This is a genomic window from Rhodococcus sp. As11 (assembly GCF_048957735.1).
Classification (GTDB): domain Bacteria; phylum Actinomycetota; class Actinomycetes; order Mycobacteriales; family Mycobacteriaceae; genus Rhodococcus; species Rhodococcus gordoniae.
Window position 1 is genome coordinate 1 of sequence record NZ_JARDJE010000015.1, and the last position, 21,476, is coordinate 21,476.

A 21,476-nucleotide genomic window follows, 5' to 3' on the forward strand; every position below is an offset into this window, starting at 1 on the left:
GGAAGCTAAGCCTGTCTGCGCCGATGGTACTGCACTCGACAGGGTGTGGGAGAGTAGGACACCGCCGAACACCCGTTCCGAAAGGGGACCCACAGCAGTGGGTCCCCTTTCGTGTTTCTGTAGCCGGAAGATATGCCGGCCCAACGGTTGCCGACAACCGAAACGGCGCTGCTCCCCGGCTCGGGCCGGGGAGCAGCTCTGAATCAGGAGCGCGATGCCTTCGGACGCGCGACCGGCCGGGGCAGAGCACGCGTCAGACGAGGCGCCCACCCGTGCGACGGCCAGCGCTTGAGACCGAGCCGGTCGGGCGTGACACGAGTATTGACGAACTTTCTCTCGAGCTCGTCGTCGGCTTCCCCGACGAACCGGTAGAGGATCGTGCCGCCGTTCTCTTCGGTGCGAGCGGCCGCCTCCCAGCCTGTGGCGCGGTAGACCGCCCGGACGATGTTGTCGGCAACGACGATGATCGGCAGTCCGTCGATTCCGCGAGCGGCCGAACCCGCCGGCCACGGCTTGGATGCGAGTTCGCGCACCGCCGCGGGGGAGGCCTTCTTCGCTTCGTTGACCCGGAGCACCACGCACGGCGTCGGCAGTTCGGGAGCGGGCGAGGCCGAGTACTGCCGCACGAGTTCGGCGATCGGAATCGCGGTGCGGTCTGCTTCGGATTCCTCGGTGGAGCCCGCCAGATTGGTGAGCACCCATTCGCCGCGGTGTGGTTCGGTCAGTCCGAGTGCCGCGATGACCGCTTCGGCCGTCACGGCGGCGGTGTGGTCGCCGTCCGTCTTGGGGTTCAGGGCGTCGGCGACGACGAAATGCTCCACTGCGTAGCCGGACTCGTAGACGGTTCGGATGCGCCGCAGAGCCGCCTCGGTCTCCGGTGTGGCCAGCGGTGCCTTCTCGCCGGACTCGGTGAGCTTCGAGGTTTCTCCGAGTGCGGTCCACACCAGGGCGAAGATCCGGTTTCCACGTCCGGCACCGATGTAGAAGATGCTGCGGTCGCGCGGGTCGAGCAGGGCGTAGACGTAGGCACCGAGCTGGTCGCAGATGTTCTTCGGAAGCAGTTTCGGGCTGGGAGCGCGATCGTCGACGTGGTTCACGAGGGCACGCAGGACGGTCAGGCGCAGCGCTACCGGTACTTTGCCGGCGGACCCGCCGAACAGTTCGCGGTTGGCTACGTCCACGGAACCGAAGGTGCGCCCGATGTGACGACTCAATGCGCCGAGCGCGTGGGTGAACTCCGCAAGTCTCTGGCGTGGATCGTCCGCTGTGTCCGGCAACTCGTTGCTGGTCAGGAACATCTGGATCTCGGGAGATTCCAGCAGAGTTTGGGCAATGTTCGGAGGAACTGTCCACACTGTGCGCATAGAGCGACTCTAGGCCACACAGCACATCGGGGAGCCGCTCCGCGCAGGCGCCGCGCCGCCGGATCCGGCGGAGAAACCCGAGGAGAACCCGGGCGGGATAAGCTCGCGAGCCATGACAGCGGTGCTGACCCGTTCCCGTTCTCGGCTGTTGCGGGACACCGCGTCGTCCGCGCAGGTCGAAGCGCTCTTGATCACCGCGGTGGCGACCGTCCTCGTCACGCGTCTGTACCTCCATCTGACGGGCTATCCGCAGGTCGGCGGGTCGGTCCTGCACATCGCGCATGTGCTGTGGGGTGGGCTGCTCATGATCGCCGCGTTGATGGTCTCGATGACCTTCATCGGCCGGGCACCCGATCGCATCGCGGTGATGCTCGGCGGTATCGGCTTCGGTCTGTTCCTGGACGAGGTCGGCAAGTTCGTCACGAAGACCAACGACTACTTCTACCGCCCGTCGGTGGCCATCATGTATGTGGTCGTCGTGTTGTTGCTCGTGGCCAATCGGGCGGTGCATCTCCGTCGTGGCCCCTCGGCCGACGAGTATCTCGCCAACGCGGCGCTCACTGCGACGGACGGGCTCACCCACGGTCTGACACCGACCGATCGCGACCAGGCGCGAGTACAGCTCGAACGCGCTCGGGAGGGTGGGGTCGATACCGAGGTCGTCGAGCATATCGACCTCCTTCTCACTCGGTGCCGGGAGGTGCCGTCGCGTTTCTCGTGGGTGTCGATCCGGTTGCCGGATCGTCTGCGGGGCGACCGGAGCGTGCGGGTGGCGGCGGCTCTGCTCACGCTGTTCTCCGCCGGCATTCTCGTCAACGCGGTGGCCACGCTGCAGGAGGATCTCGCCGAGCGGACGAACGACGTGATGACCGTGATCCAGCTCGTCGGCTCCGCCGTCACCGTCCTGCTGTGCGTGGTGGGTTCGGTGGCCCTCTGGCGCCGGCAGAGATGGGCCGTTCGTGCGCTCCGCACGGCCGCGTTGATCACCGTCTTCTTCGTCGACGTCCTGGAGTTTGCCGTGCAGGAGTTCGGAGCTCTGCTCAACGTCGCCGTCGGCGCTGCGGCATTGTCGGTGTTCTCACACCATCTGCGGCAGGCATCCCGCCACGAGGCATTGCCGGACACGGCGTAGCGGTGGGGGAATCCTGTCGCGGTCGGGGCCGACGAATCACGACACCGCCGCCCACGGTGTGCCGTTCGTCGCATAACGTATAGACCGTGAGCATCCCAGCCTCTGACGCCACCGGTTCCGCGTCTACCTGGCCCGCGCTACTCACGTGGCGTGCGGTCGATGTACCTCGGATGGAGTCGGTACGAGTACAGCTCTCCGGCCGCCGCATCAAGGCATCCGGCCGCATCGTGGCTGCGGAGTGCACCGATCATCCGGCATTCAGTGCGTCCTACGACCTGGTGACGGACGAGAACGGTGTCACCCGCAGATTGTCGGTACGCACGACGCTCGCCGCAGGTGAGCGCCACATGTCGCTCACGAGGTCCGAAGAGGGCATCTGGATGTCCGACAACGGCATCAACCATCAGCGGTCCACCTTCGGTGGGGCACTGGATGCGGACGTGGTGTTCAGTCCGTTCTTCAATGCTCTGCCGATCCGCCGGCACGACCTGCAGACCGGAGCCGCCGACGTGGAGGTGCCCGTCGTGTACGTCAACCTCATCGATCTCAGCATCGAGGAGGCCACGGTCGTCTACAGCAGCGCGTCCGACGGAATCCACGTGTTGTCGCCGCGATCGTCGTCGTCGGTGACCGTCGACAAGGACGGCTTCGTCCTCGAATATCGGGGTCTCGCTTCGCGGATCTAAGGCTGTCCCGACGCCTCCACCGCCATGGCCACAGCGAACGCGGCCGATTCGGCGGGGTGGCTGCCGTGCCCGCGGGTACCTCCGGTAAGCCCGACGACCTGGAGTCCGACCGGCGTCGAATCCCCATCCGGGGCCGGCACCGACACGGCCGGAACACCGAGGACACTGAACGGGATGCACATCTGCAGCAGCGGCGCGCGCAACTCCACGGGATCGCTCGTGAGCGGCGCCGAACGTACACCGGTCGTGACGGTGATCAACGCATCGAGCTTGTCCACGCTGCGGAGGCGATGCACGACGTCGTGACGTAGTCGCGTCACCGCTCGGGCCGCCCGGATGTAGTCGTAGGCGGGCCGGTCGCGTTGCGCGGCCAGCAGAGCGGCCGTCGGGGGTTGATAGCGTCCGGGATCGGCCTCGAACCACGCGCGATGCGTCTCGTACGCTTCCGAACCGGTGACCACGGGATACAGCTCGAGCATCTCGTCGGTCTCGGGCAGTTCCACGTCGACGACGCGGGCACCCAGATCGGTGAGGGTGCGACACGCAGTCTCGACCGCGTCGTCGAAGACGGGCGACAGATCCCAGATGCCACCACGCAGCCGTCCGATGCGCAGTTCGGAGACCGGGGTGCGCAGGTGCGCGATGCCGGGAAGGGCGCCCCATGCGAGCGACGAGTCCAGGGCGTCGGTTGTGAGCAGACCGATGTGGTCGAAGGTCGTCGACAGCGGGAACACGCCCTGCTCGGGCAGCGCCCCGAAGCCCGGCTTGAAGCCCACGATCCCGCACAGCGCCGCCGGGGTGCGCACGCTGCAGCCCGTGTCGGTTCCCAGCGCGACGGGCACGATGCCCCGTGCGACCAGCACTGCGGATCCGGACGAGGAACCGCCACTGATCAGATCCGGATCGTGCGGATGCGCGGCTGCTCCGGATGCGTTGACCAATCCGGTGGGTCCGTAGGCGAACTCGTGGAGATGGGTCTTCGCCACCACGATCGCTCCGGCCTCACGGAGTTTCTCGATGATGCGGGCATCGCGCCCGGCCGGCGGTGCGTCGGCGAGGACCGCGCTGCCGCAGCGGGTGGGGAATCCGGCGACGTCGATGTTGTCCTTCACCGCGACCGCGACGCCGTGCAGGGGGCCGATCCAGTTCCCCGCGGCGATCTGTTCGTCGGCGAGGGCCGCGGCTTCGAGGGCGACCTCGTCGTTGCGGGCGGCGACGGCGTTCTCCCAGGGGGTGCCGGTGAGAGCGTCGAGTTCTGCAAGGACCGAGCGGACGTGGTCGGTGGCGGTCGTCTTGCCGGTGGCCAGGGCCGATGCCGTGTCGCGGAGGTTCATCGCGTCCACACTCCACCGCGACGTCCGGCTTCGCGGAATACTGCGATCCAGCCGTCGTCGCCGGGTTGCGTGCCGACGATGGGGTCGCGGCGGCGCTGCTCGTAGCGGGTCCGGGCCTCGTGACCGGCGCGGGTGAGAGCGGAGGTGCTGCGGTCGGCGAGCTGCTCCCGGGCCGTCGTCAGCACGTCGAGGGTTTCGTCGAGTGCGACGAGCAGGGCCTCGGCATTGCCCTCGCACATCGCGTCCACCAGGGGCGGGGCCGTCGCCGCAACCCGCGTGCCGTCTCGGAACGAGCCGGCGGCGAGACCGAGCGCGAGATCACCACCACCGGCGCCCGACAGGGCCAGCGCTTCGGCGAGCAGATGGGGGAGATGGGACACCCGCGCGACCGCCGCGTCGTGTTCCCCGGACTCGGCGGGTACGACGACGGAGCCGCAGTCGAGCGCGAGGTCGGCGACCTGCCGCCACACCTCGGGATCGGTGCCGTCGTCGACGGTGATCACCCACACCGCGTCGCGGAACAGCTCGGCGGTGCCTGCGGTCCATCCGGACTCGGCCGTTCCTGCCATGGGGTGTCCGCCCACGAAACGTCGCGACAGGCCGTGTGCGGCGACGGCAGCAGCCACTTCGGCCTTGACGCTCACCACGTCGGTGAGTGCGACATCGGGTGCATGTTCGGCCACCGCCTCGAGGATGCTGCCCACCGCCGGCATCGGCACCGCGATCACCACCAGGGCGTCGGCGTGGGCTGCGCGACGCAACGTGGCGGTGAGGTCGGTGGAGGCGTCGAAGCCGTCGGCGACAGCAGCATCGACGACCTGCGCGGAGCGGTTGTAGCCCCATGCCTGTCGGCCCGTCGTCGCGGCGGCGCGCAACAGCGAACCACCGATCAGGCCGAGACCGAGGACACAGACGGGCGGGGAGGACACGGCTGAGGACACCTTCTCAGGTTGGCATATCGCGTGCTGGGCTTCATTCACCGGACGCGGCAGACTACCGTTGCGCCCATGGCTGCACAGCGTGTAGGGAACAAGAGCCCTTCCGTTACCCCGAGTGGGAACCCCACGGGGAATTCGAACGACGACCTCGACGGTTTCGCCGTTGCCGTGACGCGTGAGGAGGGTCGTTGGAAGTGCCGGGCGTTGGCCGGTGCTGCACTGACGAGTCTCGACGCTGCGGTGACCGAATTGAGGGAGCTGAGAAGTTCCGGCGCGGTGTTCGGTCTGATCAACGTGGACGACGAATTCTTCGTCATCGTGCGTCCCGCACCGTCGGGAACGAGACTGTTGCTGTCCGACGCGACGATGGCTGTCGACTACGACATCGCCGCCGACGTCCTCGATGCGCTGAACGTCGAGATCCCCGACATCGATCCCGACGAACTCGACGACATCGAACCGTGGGAGGAAGGCGACCTCGGCATCCTCGCCGACATGGGTCTGCCCGAGCCTGTGCTCTCGGTGATCCTGTCGGAGACCGACCTGTACCCCGATGAGCAGCTCGACGAGATCGCGCAGCGACTCGGTTTCGACGACGTCCTGGGTAACACCCTGGACAAGCTCCGTTAGATGGGTCTGCGCGACGACGAGGCACTGATCCGGGTCGCGCTGGAGACCGCCGCTGCCGCGCCCGCCGGTGATGTGCCGGTGGGCGCGGTGGTGTTCGGGCCGGACGGCACCGAGATCGCGAGAGCCGCGAATTCCCGCGAGGCCACCGGAGACCCCACAGCGCACGCCGAAGTGCTCGCCCTGCGCGCGGCAGCACAGGTCTACGGCGACGGATGGCGTCTCGAGGGCGCGACCCTCGCCGTGACTCTCGAGCCCTGCACGATGTGCGCGGGTGCGCTGGTTCTGTCCCGAGTGTCGCGTGTGGTCTTCGGGGCGTGGGAACCGAAGACGGGCGCCGTCGGGTCGCTGTGGGACGTCGTGCGCGATCGGCGTCTCACGCACCGTCCGGAAGTGCGCGGTGGTGTGCTCGAAGCCGAGTGCGCTGCGGTGCTCGAGGAGTTCTTCCGCGAACATCGTGGTCCGGCATCGGAGCTGTGACCAGGGGATTTCGGCTGAGGCGCTCGATCCGGTAAAGTCTTCTAGCGGTGGCGTGTCCGAGCGGCCTAAGGAGCACGCCTCGAAAGCGTGTGACGGGTAACCCCCGTCCGTGGGTTCAAATCCCACCGCCACCGCCAGAGAGCCCCTCACCTGTTCGCACAGGTGAGGGGCTTTTTCTTGTCCGTAGCGTCACCTGAAGGGTTGGCTTCGGGCGCACATCGGGCACGCGACGTAACTCCCCGTGCACGACCGTCGATAGGAGTGGTAACAAACGATCAATCGAGAAGTAAAGAGCGACATGACGACACCTGCCGGATGGCACCCAGACCCTGAAGGCTCCGGACAACTGCGATGGTGGGACGGGCAGCAGTGGACTTCGGCACTTCAACCGGCGACCGGTGCGACTCCCGCCGAACAAACGGAAGAAACGCAGCCTGCCCCGGAGCCGGGCAAGCCCGGTCGTAAGAAGTGGCCGTGGGTCGTCGGTGCCGCGGTCGTGCTCTTCGCCGTCATCGGAGTTCTCGGTTCCTCCGGTGAATCGTCCGAGGGGACATCGGCTGCCCAGGCGACCACCACGGAGTCGAGTGCGGTCACAACCACTCGGGCCACGACGACTTCGCCCACGACAACGACGCTCTCGACCACGACCGAGGTCCCGTTGCCTTCACCGACGCCGGTGACGCTCACCGAAACAGTGACGCTGACACCGTCCGCGACGGTCGCACGGGAAGCTCCTACTCAGGCCGGACCGGACTCCGGCATGACAGCAGGCCAGCGGAACGCTGTGCGGTCCGCGCAGAGCTATCTCGACTTTGCATCCTTCTCGCGTCAGGGCTTGATCGAGCAGCTGGAGTATGAGGACTACTCCACTGCAGATGCCGCTTTCGCCGTGGACTATGTGGCTCCGGATTGGAACGAGCAGGCAGCCGAGTCGGCCGAGTCCTACCTCGAGTTCTCGGCGTTCTCACGGCAAGGCTTGATCGACCAGTTGATCTATGAGGGATTCACCACCGCACAGGCGCAGTACGGGGTCGAACAGGCCGGTCTCTGACCCTCCCTGATCTCGGCGTCGCTTATCTCGGGGCGCCCGGATCATTCGCTACTGCTTTAGCTATCCGCCGCGGCAGTTGCTGTAGCGGATGGCGAACTTGATCGCGAGTGAACTGCGGAGTCGACGAGACCTACGGTTTCGGTCGGCAACGACCGTGCTGGGATGCCGACATTCGTCTCGAGCCGATCGTCACGGCGTCGTGGCCGAAGCTCGTCGCCAACTCCCGTCGTTCATGTCGTGCCCGTGTGCGGCCATCAGCATGAGGCCGCCGTCGACGGGAATGGAGCGGCCCGTCAGGTACGACGAGCGAGGGGACGCAAGGAACGCGACGACGGACGCGACCTCGTCGACGTGCCCGGGTCGTCCGGTGGGGTTGCCCGGTCGCTCCTCGTGGAAGGCCTCGGATTCGTCCATGCCGGTCATGGGCGTGGAGATCTCACCTGGAGCCACCGAGTTGACCGTGATGCCGTACCGGGCCCATTCCAGCGCCAGACATTGCGTGAGCATGCCGAGTCCGGCCTTCGCCGTGCAGTAGGCGGACGCGCCGAAGCGGGGAATGTGCTCGTGGACGCTCGTGATGTTGACGATCCGGCCGCCTTTACCGGAGCCGATCATGTGCCGCGCGGCGCGCTGTGCACACAGGAACGGGCCGTCGAGGTCGGTGGCGAGCATCTCCCGCCACCGGTCGAAGGACAGGTCGAGTACTTCGTCGCGGTGCCCGGTGCCGGCGTTGTTGACGAGCACTCCGAGACCGCCGAGTTCGCCGGCGAGTTCGTCGATCACGTCGGCGGTGTCCGGGCTGGTCAGGTCCTGCCGGGCCACGAAGCATCGTTGTCCGCGCTGCTCGACCGCGGCACGGGTGTCCTCCGCCCCGGCCTCGTCGGTGTGGAAGGTGATGCCGACGTCGAAACCCTCGGCGGCGAGCAGTTCGGCGGTCGCCTTGCCCATGCCCGAGTCGGCGCCGGTGACGATGGCGAGTCTGTCGTGAGCTGGAGTGGTCATGCGTCGTGGTTACCCGTGAGTGTCTGCGGCACACAGCGAACCCGCGGCAGACTGAGGGCCATGCGTCTGTTGCTGCTTGCCGATACCCATGTGCCGACGCGCGCCCGCGACCTGCCGTCGCAGGTGTGGGACGAAGTGGATCGCGCAGACGTGGTGATCCACGCGGGCGACTGGATGGACGTGTCGTTGCTCGATGCTCTGGAGGAACGGTCGCAGCTGCTGGTTGCGTGCTGGGGCAACAACGACGGTCCGATCCTGCGGGAACGGTTGCCGGAGGTCGCACGCGTGACCCTCGACGGGGTGCGGGTGGCGGTGGTGCACGAGACCGGGGCGTCGACGGGCCGCGACAAGCGGATGGCCGTCGCCTGTCCCGACACCGACGTTCTCGTCTTCGGTCATTCGCACATTCCCTGGGACACGACGGCACCGAGTGGATTGCGCCTGCTCAACCCGGGTTCGCCCACCGACCGGCGTCGTCAGCCGCACTGCACGTACATGACCGCCACCATCGAGGACGGCACGCTGCGCGACGTCGAACTGCATCGGCTCGGGTGAGGGCGACCTCCCCGAAGTCAGTCGCTCGGGCCGATCAGCTTCCGCACGAGGTCGAGGAGTTCGTCGACGTCCTCGGGCGGCGTCTCGCTCGTCTCGCCCGACATCGCGGCCCCGTAGTAGAGCCCGTCTCCGATGAGCATCACCGCTCGCGCTGCTGCGGGATCGCTGACCTCCTCGGACAGGGCCTCGAACCAGCCCTGGTGGATGCGGCGCAGCGCCTGCTGGGCGCGCGGGTTCGCGGTCTGGCTCAGGCGGGTCAGGGCGACGATGGCCCGGTCGAGCGGAGTGTCGGCGTAGACCGAGGTGCGGATGTAGTACGCCGCGGGTCCTTCCGGGGCCGCATTCATCACCTCCACATCTTCTGCCGCAAGCGTTTCGAGGTGCTCGGCGAGACCCTCGACCAGAGCATCCTTCGACGGGAAGTGGTATAGCAGACCACCTTTCGAGACACCGGCGGTGGCGGCGACGGCCTCGAGGGTCGCGGCGCGCTCGCCTTGCTCGAGCAGGATCGTCACGAAGGCGTCGAGGAGTTTGGCGCGGGCGGCGGGGGCGGGTGGCACGGCCTGATCGTACGACGTCGTTACTGTACCGTCCAGATGGTACAGTAACGAGGGTTCGAATCCCCCCTCGCGAAAGTTCGATAATCGTGGCGACATCTGTGCCTGTTTCGGAACCCACCGTGACGAAGGCGGCTGCCCGGGACTGGGTCGCCCTCGCGGTACTGATGCTTCCGGTGCTGCTCGTGTCGGTCGACAACACCGTCCTGGCCTTCGCGCTGCCCGGGATCTCCTCGGCGTTACAGCCCACCGCCGCGCAACAGCTGTGGATCATCGACATCTACCCGCTGGTGCTCGCAGGTCTGCTGGTGGCGATGGGCAGTCTCGGCGACCGCATCGGGCGACGCCGGCTGTTGCTCGTCGGCGCGACCGGATTCGCCGCCGTCTCGGTCGCGGCGGCCTATGCGCCCTCCGCGGAACTGCTCGTGACGGCACGCGGTGTGCTCGGCTTCTTCGGGGCCATGCTCATGCCGTCCACATTGTCGTTGCTGCGCAACATCTTCCTCGACGCCGCCCAGCGTCGCCTCGCCATCGCGATCTGGGCCTCGTGCTTCGCGGCGGGAGCTGCACTCGGGCCGATCGTCGGCGGATTCCTGCTCGAACATGCCTGGTGGGGTTCGGTCTTCCTGCTGGCCGTGCCGGTGCTGATCCCGCTGCTGGTGCTCGCGCCGATCTTCGTCCCCGAGTCGAAGGATCCGAACCCGGGCCGCATCGACGTCGTGAGCATCGCACTGTCGCTACTGGCCCTCGCGCCGATCGTCTTCGCCATCAAGAAGATCGCCGACAGTGGCCTCGGTACCGTCGCCGTCGTTGCGGCCGTGGTCGGTGTGGCGGCGCTCGTCGCGTTCGTGCGCCGGCAGTTGCGGCGCCCGAACCCCATGCTCGACGTCCGCCTGTTCCGTGTTCCCACCTTCTCCGGTGCCGTCGCGGTGAACCTTCTGTCCGTCGTCTCCCTCGTGGGCTTCCTGTTCTTCGTGTCCCAGCATCTGCAACTGGTGATCGGGCAGAGCCCCATGCAGGCCGGCCTGAGTCTGGTTCCGGGAATGGCCGTGATGGTCGTCGCCGGGATGTCGGTGGTCGCGATCGTGCGGTGGGTGCGGCCGTCGTCGATCATCGTCTCGGCGCTGCTGCTCTCGGCGATCGGTTACGCACTGGTCTTCCTGCTCGCCTCACCGTCGGCGCTCACACCGATCATCGTCGCGTTCGCGGTCCTCGGCGCGGGTATCGGTGCGGCGGAGACGCTGTCGAACGACCTCATCGTGTCGAGCGTTCCGCCCGCGAAGGCCGGTGCCGCGTCGGCGGTGTCGGAGACGGCCTACGAGATGGGTGCCGTGCTCGGTACGGCGATCCTCGGTTCGGTGCTCTCCGCGTCCTACACCGCGCACCTCCTGCTTCCTGCCGGGTTGAGCGCGGAGCAGGCGGAAGCCGCCCGGGAGACGCTCGGCGGCGCCCACGCCGTGGCCGAGACGCTGCCGGCCGACCGGGCCGACGCGCTGCTCGCCGCAGCAGGATCGGCGTTCGACAGCGGAGTCACGATCACCTCCGGGATCGGGGTGGTCCTCATGATCGTCTCCGCCGGAGTCGCGTGGTTCACGTTGCGTCCGCGCCGTGACGTAGCACCTCACACGGAACCCGACATCGTTTAAATTTGCAGGATGCGGAAACTGGTGTGGGCCCTCGTCGCCGTCGTGGTCGTGGCGGTCCTCGGCTTCTTCGTCGCGCCATGGGTATACGGGACTTTCATCGCCGAGGACGACGCACCCGCGGCTTCCGTCTCGACCGAGGGCGCCGAAGCCGCGACCGGCGGGCTCGACGGTGAGTGGACCGTCGTCGCGGGAACCGAACCCAACCGCACCGCCGCGGGGTACACCGTGCACGAGATCCTGCGCGGCGCCGACGTCACCGTGGTGGGCAGCACCGATCAGGTCTCCGGGTCGGCGACAGTCACCGACGGCACCCTCGACGCCGCGGAGGTCGTCGTGCAGGTGGACGGCATCACCACCGACAGCGGTCAGCGCGACGGCCAGTTCCGCACGCGGGTGATGGATACCGCCACCCATCCGACGGCGACGTTCACGCTCACCGAGCCTGTGGATCTCTCGTCCGTGCCCGGCGACGGCAGCATCGGGTCCGTGACCGCGACCGGCACGCTCACCCTCCGCGGTGCTGAACGGCCCGTGACCGTCGACGTCGACGTCCTGCGTACGGGCGAACGCCTCGTGGCGTCGGGAAGCATCCCGGCGACCTGGTCGGACTACGGCGTCGAACCGCCGAACCTCGGATTCGTGACGGTCGACGACGCGGGCAGCGTCGACTTCCTCGTCACGCTCGAGCAGAACTGACGGTCTCGGTCTCCTCCGCGGGCGTCGGCCGCGGCGCCCAGCCGGGCGGGCCGAAGACGTAGCCGAGCCTGTCGCGGAACTTGCCGGCCGTGCGCCAGTCGCGGGCGATCGCACGGTACTCGTGGGTCTGCAGATCCCAGATGTTGTACGTGCCGACGGGCTTGGTCAGGCCGTAGGTCGGGCGGTGTTCCTCGGCCTTGAAGGTGCCGAACATCCGGTCCCAGACGATGAGGATGCCGGCGTAGTTGCGGTCGAGATAGTCGGGGTCGGAGCCGTGATGGACCCGGTGGTGCGAGGGCGTGTTGAACACGAACTCGATCGGGCGGGGGAGCCTGCCGACCCGCTCGGTGTGCACGAAGAACTGGTAGACGAGGCTGACGGAGAAACCGACGAAGACCATCCACGGTGGGATGCCGATCAGGGGCAACGGCAGCCACATGATGATCTCGCCGCTGTTGTTCCACTTCTGGCGCAGGGCCGTCGCGTAGTTGAAGTACTCGCTCGAGTGGTGGGCCTGATGGGTCGCCCAGACCAGGCGGACGCGATGGGCCATCCGGTGGTACCAGTACCAGAGGACATCGATGCCCACGAGCAGGATCACCCACGTGTACCAGGCGTCGGCCGGCAGGTGCCAAGGTGCGACGTAGACCCACAATGCCGCATATCCGACGAGCGCCAGGACCTTCCACGCGGCACTCGTGACGACGGAGACGAGGCCCATCGAGATGCTCGCGCGGGCGTCCCGCTTCTCGTAGCCGCCGCGCGGGGGACGGGTGCGTCCGTCGGGTCCGGGTTCGACGTGTTCGAGGGTGCGCGCGGCGACCCACTCGAGGATCAGGAAGGTGAGGAAGGCGGGAATCGCCAGAGTCACCGGATCGTGGAGAGGGTCGAGCAGCGACCCCCACGATTCCTGCAAGGTTTCCCACATCGCAACGGCCTCCGATAGCTGTGAACAACCGTCCACATTACCGCCGCTGTGGCATGGATCACCAGGGGCATGGAACGGTGACTCGCACCCGCGTGATGCCGGGCGGTTCGGTATTGCTGGTAGGAATTGACCGTCCCCGTCGAGACGGGCACGCCGAGGACATCAGGCAGCGCGAGAGGCATGGCATGCACATCACCGCGAGGGTCGACTACGCCGTGCGGACCCTCCTCGAACTCGCGGCGATCGAGGGCGGTCGCCTGACGAAGGCGGAGACCCTCGCGACGGCGCAGAACATCCCGCACAAGTTCCTCGAGGCGGTGCTCGCCGATCTGCGGCGGGGCGGGCTGGTGAACAGCAGGCGGGGACCCGAGGGTGGTTATTCGCTCGCGCGGCCCGCGACCGAGATCTCCATCGCCGACATCATCCGCACGGTCGAGGGCCCGCTCGCGTCGGTGCGCGGCGAGCGGCCCGAGGATGTCGCCTACAGCGGGGCGGCCGAGCGGTTGCAGGACGTGTGGATCGCAGTGCGTGTGAACCTGCGCGCCGTGCTCGAAGAGGTATCGCTCGCGGACGTCGTCACGGGCGGCCTCCCCGGGTTCGTGGAGGATCTCACGAAGGATCCGGGCGCCTGGGAGCGTCGCCGGGTGTGAAGCCCGCAATAGAGCGGAATCGCCTGTGGGCGATGTCATAAATTTGCACGACTCTGCAAACTTACAGAGCTCTGCAAAATCGGTACCGTGGATGGAGTGACCATCACTCCCGGCCTGCGCGACCGCAAGAAGGCAGCCACTCGTGCGGCTCTCGCGACCGCCGCGGCCGAACTCGCCCGTGAGCACGGTCTGTCCGCCGTGACGGCCGACGCGATCGCAGCGCGCGCGGGTGTCTCGACCCGCACCTTCCACAACTACTTCGCGAGCAAGGAAGACGCCGTCCTCGCGTACCTCGAGACCAGGGTCGAGGAGTGGATCGATCTGCTGCGCGATCGTCCCGCCGACGAGGACATCATGGACTCGTTGCTGACGGTGGCCCTGGACGTCGTGCAGAACGCCGATTGGCCGTTCGACGAGATCGTCGCATGCATCACCCTGCTCGAGGAGAGCAACGTGCTGTTGTCCCGGCAGATCGAGGTCGAGCGCCGCTCGTCGCAGTTGCTCGTCGAGATCATCGCCGAGCGCACCGGCACCGACCCCGCCTCGGACCTGTATCCGTCGCTGCTGAACTACGCCGCCATGGGTGCCGTGCGGGCAGCCATGGAGACGCATGCGGCCGGGACGGCGGACCGGTCGGTCGAAGAACTCATCCGCGAGGCGTTCGACCGGCTCCGACGTGGTTTTCCGTAGCGGTGGTCTTCCCTGACTCCCGCTCCGCCCGACCGCGGAATCCGCCCCACCATCCGGCCCTCCACCAGGATCTTCCGACATAGAAAGGGTGCCCCGTGGCGACCTACCTGTACCGGCTGGGCAAGTTCGCCCACAGACGGAAGGGCGCAGTGCTGTCCTTCTGGATCGCGCTGCTCGTCCTCTTCGGGGTCGGTGCGGCAACTCTGTCCGGGCCCACCACGGACGCGTTCACGCTTCCGGGCACCCCCGCGCAGAAGACCCAGGACCTCATGGCCGAGCGGTTCCCCTCGGCCGAGGACCCCATGAACGGGCTCAGCGCGCGCTACGTGTTCGCGGCACCCGACGGGCAGACGCTCGACGAGCCCGGCAATCTGGCCGCCGTCGACGAGGTCCTCGCCGCGATCCGCGGCATCGACCGGGTCTCGCCGGCCGCGAAGGTCGACCCCGCCACCGCAACTCCGGAGGAGCAGGCCGGCGCCCTGGTCGGCCCGGTCCTCGCCGATGCCGGTCTCGTCGAGCAGATGAAGGCCGTCGCCGCGCAGAAGGGCACCCCCGAAGAGGCTGCGCTGTCCGACGCCCAGGCCCTGTCGCCGCTGAGCGCCGACCGCACCGTCGGCTTCGTCACCGTCCCGTTCGAGGGCGAGATCACCGACGTCGACCAGGCGCTGCGCGACCAGATCTTCGATGCTGCCGAGATCGGCCGTGACGCCGGTCTGACCGTGGAGGTCAGCGGCACGGCCGCCGCCGAGATGGGCATGCCCGGCGGCACCGCCGAACTCATCGGCATCGGCATCGCCGCGATCGTGCTCACGCTCACCTTCGGCTCGCTCGTCGCCGCCGGACTCCCGCTGATCACCGCGCTCGTCGGCGTCGGCATCGGCAGCCTCGGCATCACCATCGCCACCGGCTTCGCCGATCTCAGCTCGATGACCCCGACGCTCGCGGTGATGATCGGCCTCGCTGTGGCCATCGACTACTCGCTGTTCATCGTCTCGCGTTTCCGGCACGAACTCACCATCACCTCCGATCGTGGCGAGGCCGCCGGACGCGCAGTGGGCACCGCCGGTTCCGCAGTCGTCTTCGCAGGCCTGACGGTGATCATCGCCCTCATGGCACTGAGCGTCGTCGGCATCCCGTTCCTGTCGGTCATGGGTTATGCCGCCGCGTTCACGGTGCTCATGGCCGTGCTGATCGCCGTGTCGTTGCTGCCCGCCGTGCTCGGACTGTTCGGCGAGAAGGTCTTCGCGGGTCGCGTCCCGTTCCTGAACAAGCGTGAGTCCGACGAGGACACCCCCAAGGCGGGCGCCAAGTTCGTCGGCCTGATCACCCGCCGCCCCGCCATCCCGCTGATCGCCGGTGTGGTCCTCCTCGGTGCGCTCGCCCTGCCCGCCACCGGACTGAATCTCGCGCTGCCGTCGGAGGCCACCGCGGATCCCGCCACCAGCGCCCGCAAGGCCTACGACCTGATCGACGACGGATTCGGCCCCGGGCGCAACGGCCCGCTGGTCGTCGTCGTCGACACCCAGGGCGCCGAAGTGGAGCCCCCGGCCGCGTTCGGTGCCGTCGTCGGTGCCCTCTACGAACACGACGAGGTCGCCAACGCCCAGATCGTCGCGGTGAACGAGGCGGGCGACACCGCCCAGATCCTCGTCACCCCGCGCAGCGGCCCGACCGATCCCACGACGATGGACCTCGTCCAGAGCATCCGCGACGGCGAGGCCGAGCTGCACGAGGAATTCGGCCTGTCCTACGGCGTGACCGGCCAGACCGCGCTCGAGGGCGACGTCTCCGACAGCCTCCAGAGCGCTCTCGCCCCGTACCTCGCCGTGGTCGTCGGCCTCGCCTTCATCCTGCTGATGCTGGTGTTCCGCTCGATCCTGGTTCCGCTCACCGCCACCCTGGGCTTCCTGCTCAGCGTTCTGGCGACCTTCGGCGCCACCGTCGCGGTGTTCCAGGAGGGCTGGGGCGGTCTGATCTCCAACCCGCAGCCCATCGTGAGCTTCATGCCGATCATCCTCATCGGTGTCGTCTTCGGTCTCGCGATGGACTACCAGGTGTTCCTGGTGACTCGGATGCGCGAGGACTACGTGCACGGCGCGAGCGCGCTGGACGCGGTCCGCAGCGGCTTCGCCCACGGCGCCCGCGTGGTGAGCGCAGCGGCGATCATCATGATCTCGGTGTTCGCGGCGTTCATCGCGGAGCCGGACTCGCTGATCAAGTCGATCGGGTTCGCGCTCGCGGCGGCGGTCTTCTTCGACGCCTTCATCGTCCGCATGGTCATCATCCCGTCGGTGATGGCGCTGCTCGGCGACAAGGCGTGGTGGCTGCCGAAGTGGCTCGACAAGATCCTTCCGAACGTCGACGTCGAAGGTGAGAAGCTCACCCGCGAGCTCGCCGCGACCGAGTCCACCCCGGAATCCGCACGACTGTGACGAACCACCGGGCGGCCGCGTACCCGCAGCGGTACGTGGCCGCCCGTCCGTCCGTGGAGATCGTCGCAGGAAGGCGCGGGTAGCGTGATGCCCATGTTGCTACGGCTGTTGCGCCGCTTCATGGCGCCCTACCGGGGTGCCCTCGCGGGGGTCGTGCTCCTGCAGCTGATCGCCACCGGGGGCATGTTGCTGCTCCCGAGTCTCAACGCCGACATCATCGACAACGGCGTGGCGACCGGGGACATCGATTACATCGTGCGCACCGGTCTGGTGATGCTCGGCATCGGCGCCGTCGAGATCGGGGCTGCGATCGGTGCCGTCTACTTCGCGGCGCGTGCCGCCATGGGCTTCGGCCGCGACGTGCGACTCGCGCTGGTCCGCAGCGTCGGGCAGTTCTCGGCGCGCGAGTTCGGAACGTTCGGTGCCCCGTCGCTGATCACCCGCAACACCAACGACGTGCAACAGGTCCAGATGCTCGTGCTCATGACCTGCACCATCGTGGTGACCTCCCCGATCATGGGAATCGGCGGCGTGATCATGGCGATCCGTCAGGACCCCGGCACCTCGCTGGTGCTGGTCGTCGCCGTGCCGGTGCTGATCTTCACGATGATCACCCTCATCGCCCTCATGCTTCCCGGCTTCCGGGTGATGCAGAAACGCATCGACTCGGTGAACCGGGTGCTGCGTGAGCAGATCACCGGCATCCGGGTGATCCGGGCGTTCGTGCGCGACGAGACCGAGAAGGCCCGCTTCGACGGTGCCAACGACGACCTCACCGCGACCGCCCTGCGCGTCGGACGGGTGAACTCCGTGCTGTACCCGGCGGTGCTGCTGATCTCGAACGTGAGCACCGTGGCCGTGCTGTGGGTCGGCGCTCACCGTATCGACGCCGGTGCGATGCAGGTCGGCTCCATCACCGCGATGATCACCTACATCGCCCAGATTCTCATGGCCGTGCTCATGACGTCGTTCGTCGCGATCATGGCGCCGCGCGCCACGGTCTGCGCCGAACGCATCCTCGACGTCCTCGACACGGAACCGACGGTCACGTCGCCCGCCGAACCCGTCCGTGAACTCCCGCCCCGCGTCACCCTCGAACTGCGAGGCGCGGGCTTCTCCTATCCGGGCGCCGACGCCCCCGTGCTGAGCGGGGTGTCGTTCCGCGCCGATCCCGGTTCCACGACCGCGATCATCGGCGGCACCGGCTCGGGCAAGAGCACCCTGATGCGGCTCGTGCCGCGCCTGATCGACGTCACCGCCGGGCAGGTGCTCGTCGCGGGTGTCGATGTCCGGGCGCTCGACACCACCGTGCTGCGCTCACGCATCGCCGTGGTGCCACAGAAGGCGTACCTGTTCTCCGGGACCATTGCCGACAACCTCCGGTACGGGCGCGCCGACGCCACCGACGACGAACTGTGGCACGCCCTCGAGGTCGCGCAAGCGGCGGACTTCGTCCACCAGAGCGAGGACGGGCTGAACACGGTCCTGGCCCAGGGCGGCACGACCGTCTCCGGCGGGCAACGCCAGCGACTCGCGATCGCCCGGGCCCTCGTCCGCCGGCCCTCCGTCTACCTGTTCGACGACGCCTTCTCCGCACTCGACCCGGCGACCGACGCCCGGTTGCGGGCCGCGCTCGAGCCCGAGACGCGCGATGCATGCGTGCTCATCGTCGCGCAGCGGGTCTCCACGGTGCAGGACGCCGATCGCATCGTCGTCCTCGACAACGGCGTCATGGTCGATTCCGGGACGCATCTGGGGCTGCTCGGCCGGTGCCGGACGTACTCGGAGATCGTCGAGTCGCAGAGGATGGCCACGGTATGACGACTCCGGAAGCCGCGGCGCCGTCGCGTGTGCGCACCGTCAGCCGGGTGCTCGGTCTGCTCCACCCGCAGCGTTACGCCGTCTACTCGGTCCTGTTCTCCGCCTTCCTCGGGGTCGTGAGCATGTCGGTGGCGCCCTTCGTCCTCGGCCGCGGCACCGACGTCATCTTCGACGGGGTGGTGGGCATGCAACTGCCCGCCGGCCGGTCCAAGGAGGAGGCCGTCGCCGGTCTGCGCGCCGAAGGGCGCGACCAGTTCGCCGACATGGTCTCGGGTATGGATGTGGTGCCCGGGCTCGGCATCGACTTCCCGGCCCTCGGCCGGATCCTCGTCATCGTGCTCGCGCTGTACCTGCTCTCGTCCGGCCTGATCTGGGTCGCCGCCTACGGCCTCAACGAGATCGTGCAGCGCGTCGTGCGCGACATGCGGTCGCGGGTCGAACGCAAGATCCACCGGCTTCCGCTGCGCTATTTCGACACGCATTCGCGCGGCGACCTGCTCAGCCGCGTCACCAACGACATCGACAACGTCTCGGCGGGCATGCAGGAGTCCATCTCCCAGCTCGTCCTCGCGGTCCTGACCCTGTTCGGCCTCGTGGTGATGATGCTGTACATCTCGCCGATGCTGGCGGTGGTCGCGATCCTGACCGTCCCGGCGTCGGTGGTGGCGACGGTGATCATCGCGAGGCGCTCGCGCAAGCACTTCGCAGCGCAGTGGGAGACGACCGGCAAGCTCAACGGTCAGATCGAGGAAGCGTTCACCGGACACGAGCTCATCACCGCCTACGGCCGGACGGAAGAAGTGCAGCGGCGCTTCACAGACACCAACGAATCGCTGTACCAGGCCTCCTATCGGGCGCAGTTCGTGTCCGGTCTGGTGATGCCGTTCGTGACCTTCCTCGGCAACATCGGCTACGTCGTCATCGCGGTGCTCGGTGGTCTGCGGATCGCGTCGGGCACCGCGTCGCTCGGTGAGATCCAGGCGATGATCCAGTACTCGCGACAGCTCGTGCAGCCGCTCGCGCAGATCGGCGCGATGGTCAACCTGCTGCAGTCGGCGTCCGCGTCGGCCGAGCGGGTGTTCGCCGTGCTCGACGAACCGGAGGAGGAACCGGAGGTCGCGGCGCCGACGATGCCGTGGAGCCGGCACGGCCTCGTCGAGTTCGAGAACGTTGCGTTCTCGTACACCCCCGACCGGCCGCTCATCGAGAACCTGTCGTTGCGGGCCGAGCCGGGCCAGATGATCGCGATCGTCGGCCCGACGGGCGCCGGCAAGACCACCCTCATCAACCTGATCCTGCGGTTCTACGAGGTCGACGCGGGACGGATCCTCGTCGACGGTGTCGACATCCGCTCGATGTCCCGCGACGAGCTGCGCTCGCGCATCGGCATCGTCCTGCAGGACACCTGGCTGTTCGGCGGCACCATCCGCGAGAACATCGCCTACGGCAATCCGTACGCCACCGAGAACCAGATCATGTCGGCGGCCCGGATGAGTTACGTCGACCGTTTCGTGCGGGCCCTGCCCGACGGCTACGACACCGTCATCGACGAGGAGAACGACGGCAACCTCAGTGCCGGTGAGCGTCAGCTCATCACGATCGCGCGGGCGTTCGTGTCCAAGCCGTCGATCCTCATCCTCGACGAGGCGACGAGTTCCGTCGACACCCGCACCGAACTGCTCGTCCAGCAGGCCACCGCGCGGTTGCGCGACGACCGCACCAGTTTCGTCATCGCCCACCGCCTGTCGACCATCCGCAACGCCGACCGCATCGTGGTGATGGAGGACGGACGGATCGTCGAGCAGGGCACGCACGAGGGGTTGCTCGAGGCGTCCGGCGCGTACGCGCGGCTGTACGACGCGCAGTTCAAAGCACTCGTGGAGTGACCGCGGCAGGTTTCGGCGGCGTTCCGGCAACGGGCGATATCCCTGTGCGGGGCAGACGATCCCGGTGGTGTGCTTCGTGGACGGCCGCGCGACCGGAACCGCGTCTGCCGAATTTCAGTGCAGCACTTCGAGTGCGGTGCGCCGCACCGTATCGGTCAGTGCGTCGAGCACCGGTGAGTCCAACCGCCACCGCTGCCAGTACAGCGGCACGTCGATCGGGTCGTCCGGTGCCAGGCTCACGAGATCGGTCGTGTCGGTGACCATCGCATCGGGAAGCATGGCCCAGCCCAGGCCCAGCCGCGCCGCGTCGACGAATTCGAGGGCGCCCGGAACGTAGGTGCGGGGAGGGTTCGTCTTCCGGCGGGTCCGTGTGCGCACGAACCGATCCTGCATGTCGTCCTTGCGGTCGAAGGCGAGCATCGGGGCCTCGCGCAGTGCGGCGGGGGTCATGCCTCCGGAAAACCAGCGTTCGGCGAAGTCGACGCTGGCCATCGCGTGATAACGCATGGCGCCGAGCTTCTCGGACGTGCATCCCTGCACGGGTTCGGGGACGGAGGTGACCGCGGCCATGGCGGTGCCGTCGCGCAGGAGATTCGTCGAATGGAACTCGTCCTCCCGGTGCAGTTCGAAGAGGGCGCGATATCGCACGGGCATCCGGGCGAGGGCCCGAAGCAGCCAGGTGGACATGGAATCGGCATTGACGACGAGGGGGATCGTGGCGTAACTCCCGGCGTCGGCTCCGAATCCGAGTTCTTCGGAAGCATCCTGTTCGAGTCGTGCGACCTGCCGGGCGAGCCGCATCACCACCTCGCCGGCCGAGGTCGCGGTCACCGGGCGGGTCCGCCGCAGCAGCACCCGACCGACGTGTTGCTCCAGTGACTTGATGCGCTGACTCACCGCGGAGGGTGTGACGCGAAGAACAGCCGCCGCACCGTCGAAGGTGCCCTCGTCCAATACCGCTGCAAAAGTGCGAAGTTGAGCGAAGTCGAGATCCATATGAA

20 protein-coding genes and 1 tRNA gene are annotated in these 21,476 nt (G+C 67.8%); 14 read left to right on the forward strand and 7 right to left on the reverse strand.

The features are described from left to right. Positions 1-203: 203 nt before the first annotated feature. Positions 204-1,364: a GIY-YIG nuclease family protein gene (locus PV766_RS17325; protein ID WP_129977798.1), complete on the reverse strand. Its 1,161-nt coding sequence runs from the start codon at positions 1,362-1,364 to the stop codon at positions 204-206. 112 nt (positions 1,365-1,476) lie between these two features. Here PV766_RS17325 and PV766_RS17330 point away from each other — a divergent pair, with 112 nt between their 5' ends. Together PV766_RS17330 and PV766_RS17335 are read left to right on the forward strand one after the other, a co-directional pair. Continuing rightward, entirely contained in the window at positions 1,477-2,496 is a 1,020-nt protein-coding gene (locus tag PV766_RS17330; protein WP_064062889.1) for a hypothetical protein, read from the forward strand. A gap of 86 nt (positions 2,497-2,582) precedes the next feature. After that, positions 2,583-3,182, forward strand: a complete 600-nt coding sequence (locus tag PV766_RS17335) for a putative glycolipid-binding domain-containing protein (RefSeq protein ID WP_081494020.1) — start codon at positions 2,583-2,585, stop codon at positions 3,180-3,182. Here PV766_RS17335 and PV766_RS17340 read toward each other — a convergent pair. Together PV766_RS17340 and PV766_RS17345 are read right to left on the reverse strand one after the other, a co-directional pair. Then, entirely contained in the window at positions 3,179-4,525 is a 1,347-nt protein-coding gene (locus PV766_RS17340; protein WP_421097507.1) for an amidase, read from the reverse strand. The genes PV766_RS17335 and PV766_RS17340 overlap by 4 nt on opposite strands. Then, on the reverse strand, positions 4,513-5,475 hold the full coding sequence (locus PV766_RS17345; RefSeq protein WP_421097548.1) for a prephenate dehydrogenase: 963 nt from the start codon (positions 5,473-5,475) through the stop codon (positions 4,513-4,515). Before PV766_RS17345 ends, PV766_RS17340 begins: the two co-directional genes overlap by 13 nt. Positions 5,476-5,523: 48 nt before the next feature. Here PV766_RS17345 and PV766_RS17350 point away from each other — a divergent pair, with 48 nt between their 5' ends. From PV766_RS17350 to PV766_RS17365, 4 genes are all read left to right on the forward strand, one after another. Continuing rightward, a complete protein-coding gene (locus PV766_RS17350) occupies positions 5,524-6,084 on the forward strand; it encodes a tRNA adenosine deaminase-associated protein (RefSeq protein ID WP_026002850.1) in 561 nt (186 codons plus the stop codon). Beyond that, positions 6,085-6,561, forward strand: a complete 477-nt coding sequence (locus PV766_RS17355) for a nucleoside deaminase (RefSeq protein ID WP_064062886.1) — start codon at positions 6,085-6,087, stop codon at positions 6,559-6,561. 46 nt (positions 6,562-6,607) lie between these two features. After that, a tRNA-Ser gene (locus PV766_RS17360) sits at positions 6,608-6,698 on the forward strand. A 161-nt stretch (positions 6,699-6,859) separates the two neighbouring features. After that, on the forward strand, positions 6,860-7,612 hold the full coding sequence (locus PV766_RS17365; RefSeq protein ID WP_421097508.1) for an Ltp family lipoprotein: 753 nt from the start codon (positions 6,860-6,862) through the stop codon (positions 7,610-7,612). A 189-nt stretch (positions 7,613-7,801) separates the two neighbouring features. Here the strand turns inward: PV766_RS17365 and PV766_RS17370 are convergent, their stop codons facing one another. After that, positions 7,802-8,614 (reverse strand): SDR family oxidoreductase, encoded by an 813-nt coding sequence (locus PV766_RS17370; protein WP_421097509.1) that lies wholly within the window; start codon positions 8,612-8,614, stop codon positions 7,802-7,804. A 60-nt stretch (positions 8,615-8,674) separates the two neighbouring features. Between PV766_RS17370 and PV766_RS17375 the strand changes: the two genes are divergently transcribed. Then, entirely contained in the window at positions 8,675-9,169 is a 495-nt protein-coding gene (locus PV766_RS17375) for a metallophosphoesterase family protein (protein ID WP_064062882.1), read from the forward strand. A gap of 17 nt (positions 9,170-9,186) precedes the next feature. On the opposite strand, the gene PV766_RS17380 is transcribed toward PV766_RS17375, so the two are convergent. Beyond that, positions 9,187-9,729, reverse strand: a complete 543-nt coding sequence (locus PV766_RS17380) for a TetR/AcrR family transcriptional regulator (protein WP_421097510.1) — start codon at positions 9,727-9,729, stop codon at positions 9,187-9,189. Positions 9,730-9,827: 98 nt separating this feature from the next. Between PV766_RS17380 and PV766_RS17385 the strand changes: the two genes are divergently transcribed. Together PV766_RS17385 and PV766_RS17390 are read left to right on the forward strand one after the other, a co-directional pair. Continuing rightward, positions 9,828-11,372, forward strand: coding sequence for an MFS transporter (locus PV766_RS17385; RefSeq protein WP_421097511.1), 1,545 nt, complete (start codon positions 9,828-9,830; stop codon positions 11,370-11,372). Positions 11,373-11,381: 9 nt separating this feature from the next. After that, positions 11,382-12,068: a YceI family protein gene (locus PV766_RS17390; protein ID WP_064062879.1), complete on the forward strand. Its 687-nt coding sequence runs from the start codon at positions 11,382-11,384 to the stop codon at positions 12,066-12,068. Here the strand turns inward: PV766_RS17390 and PV766_RS17395 are convergent. Further along, a complete protein-coding gene (locus PV766_RS17395) occupies positions 12,049-12,996 on the reverse strand; it encodes a sterol desaturase family protein (protein WP_064062878.1) in 948 nt (315 codons plus the stop codon). The two genes, PV766_RS17390 and PV766_RS17395, sit on opposite strands and share 20 nt — an antisense overlap. Positions 12,997-13,181: 185 nt before the next feature. Between PV766_RS17395 and PV766_RS17400 the strand changes: the two genes are divergently transcribed. From PV766_RS17400 to PV766_RS17420, 5 genes are all read left to right on the forward strand, one after another. Further along, entirely contained in the window at positions 13,182-13,646 is a 465-nt protein-coding gene (locus PV766_RS17400) for an RrF2 family transcriptional regulator (RefSeq protein ID WP_064062877.1), read from the forward strand. 96 nt (positions 13,647-13,742) lie between these two features. After that, a complete protein-coding gene (locus tag PV766_RS17405) occupies positions 13,743-14,336 on the forward strand; it encodes a TetR family transcriptional regulator (protein ID WP_129977787.1) in 594 nt (197 codons plus the stop codon). A 95-nt stretch (positions 14,337-14,431) separates the two neighbouring features. Next, the gene (locus tag PV766_RS17410; protein ID WP_064062875.1) at positions 14,432-16,768 is read left to right on the forward strand and encodes an MMPL family transporter; all 2,337 of its coding nucleotides are present in this window, start codon (positions 14,432-14,434) and stop codon (positions 16,766-16,768) included. A 93-nt stretch (positions 16,769-16,861) separates the two neighbouring features. After that, a complete protein-coding gene (locus PV766_RS17415) occupies positions 16,862-18,589 on the forward strand; it encodes an ABC transporter ATP-binding protein (RefSeq protein WP_255162064.1) in 1,728 nt (575 codons plus the stop codon). Then, positions 18,586-20,475 (forward strand): ABC transporter ATP-binding protein, encoded by a 1,890-nt coding sequence (locus PV766_RS17420; RefSeq protein WP_064062874.1) that lies wholly within the window; start codon positions 18,586-18,588, stop codon positions 20,473-20,475. Before PV766_RS17415 ends, PV766_RS17420 begins: the two co-directional genes overlap by 4 nt. A 114-nt stretch (positions 20,476-20,589) precedes the next feature. Here PV766_RS17420 and PV766_RS17425 read toward each other — a convergent pair whose 3' ends face one another. Continuing rightward, the gene (locus PV766_RS17425) at positions 20,590-21,471 is read right to left on the reverse strand and encodes a LysR family transcriptional regulator ArgP (RefSeq protein ID WP_064062873.1); all 882 of its coding nucleotides are present in this window, start codon (positions 21,469-21,471) and stop codon (positions 20,590-20,592) included. Positions 21,472-21,476: the final 5 nt, after the last annotated feature.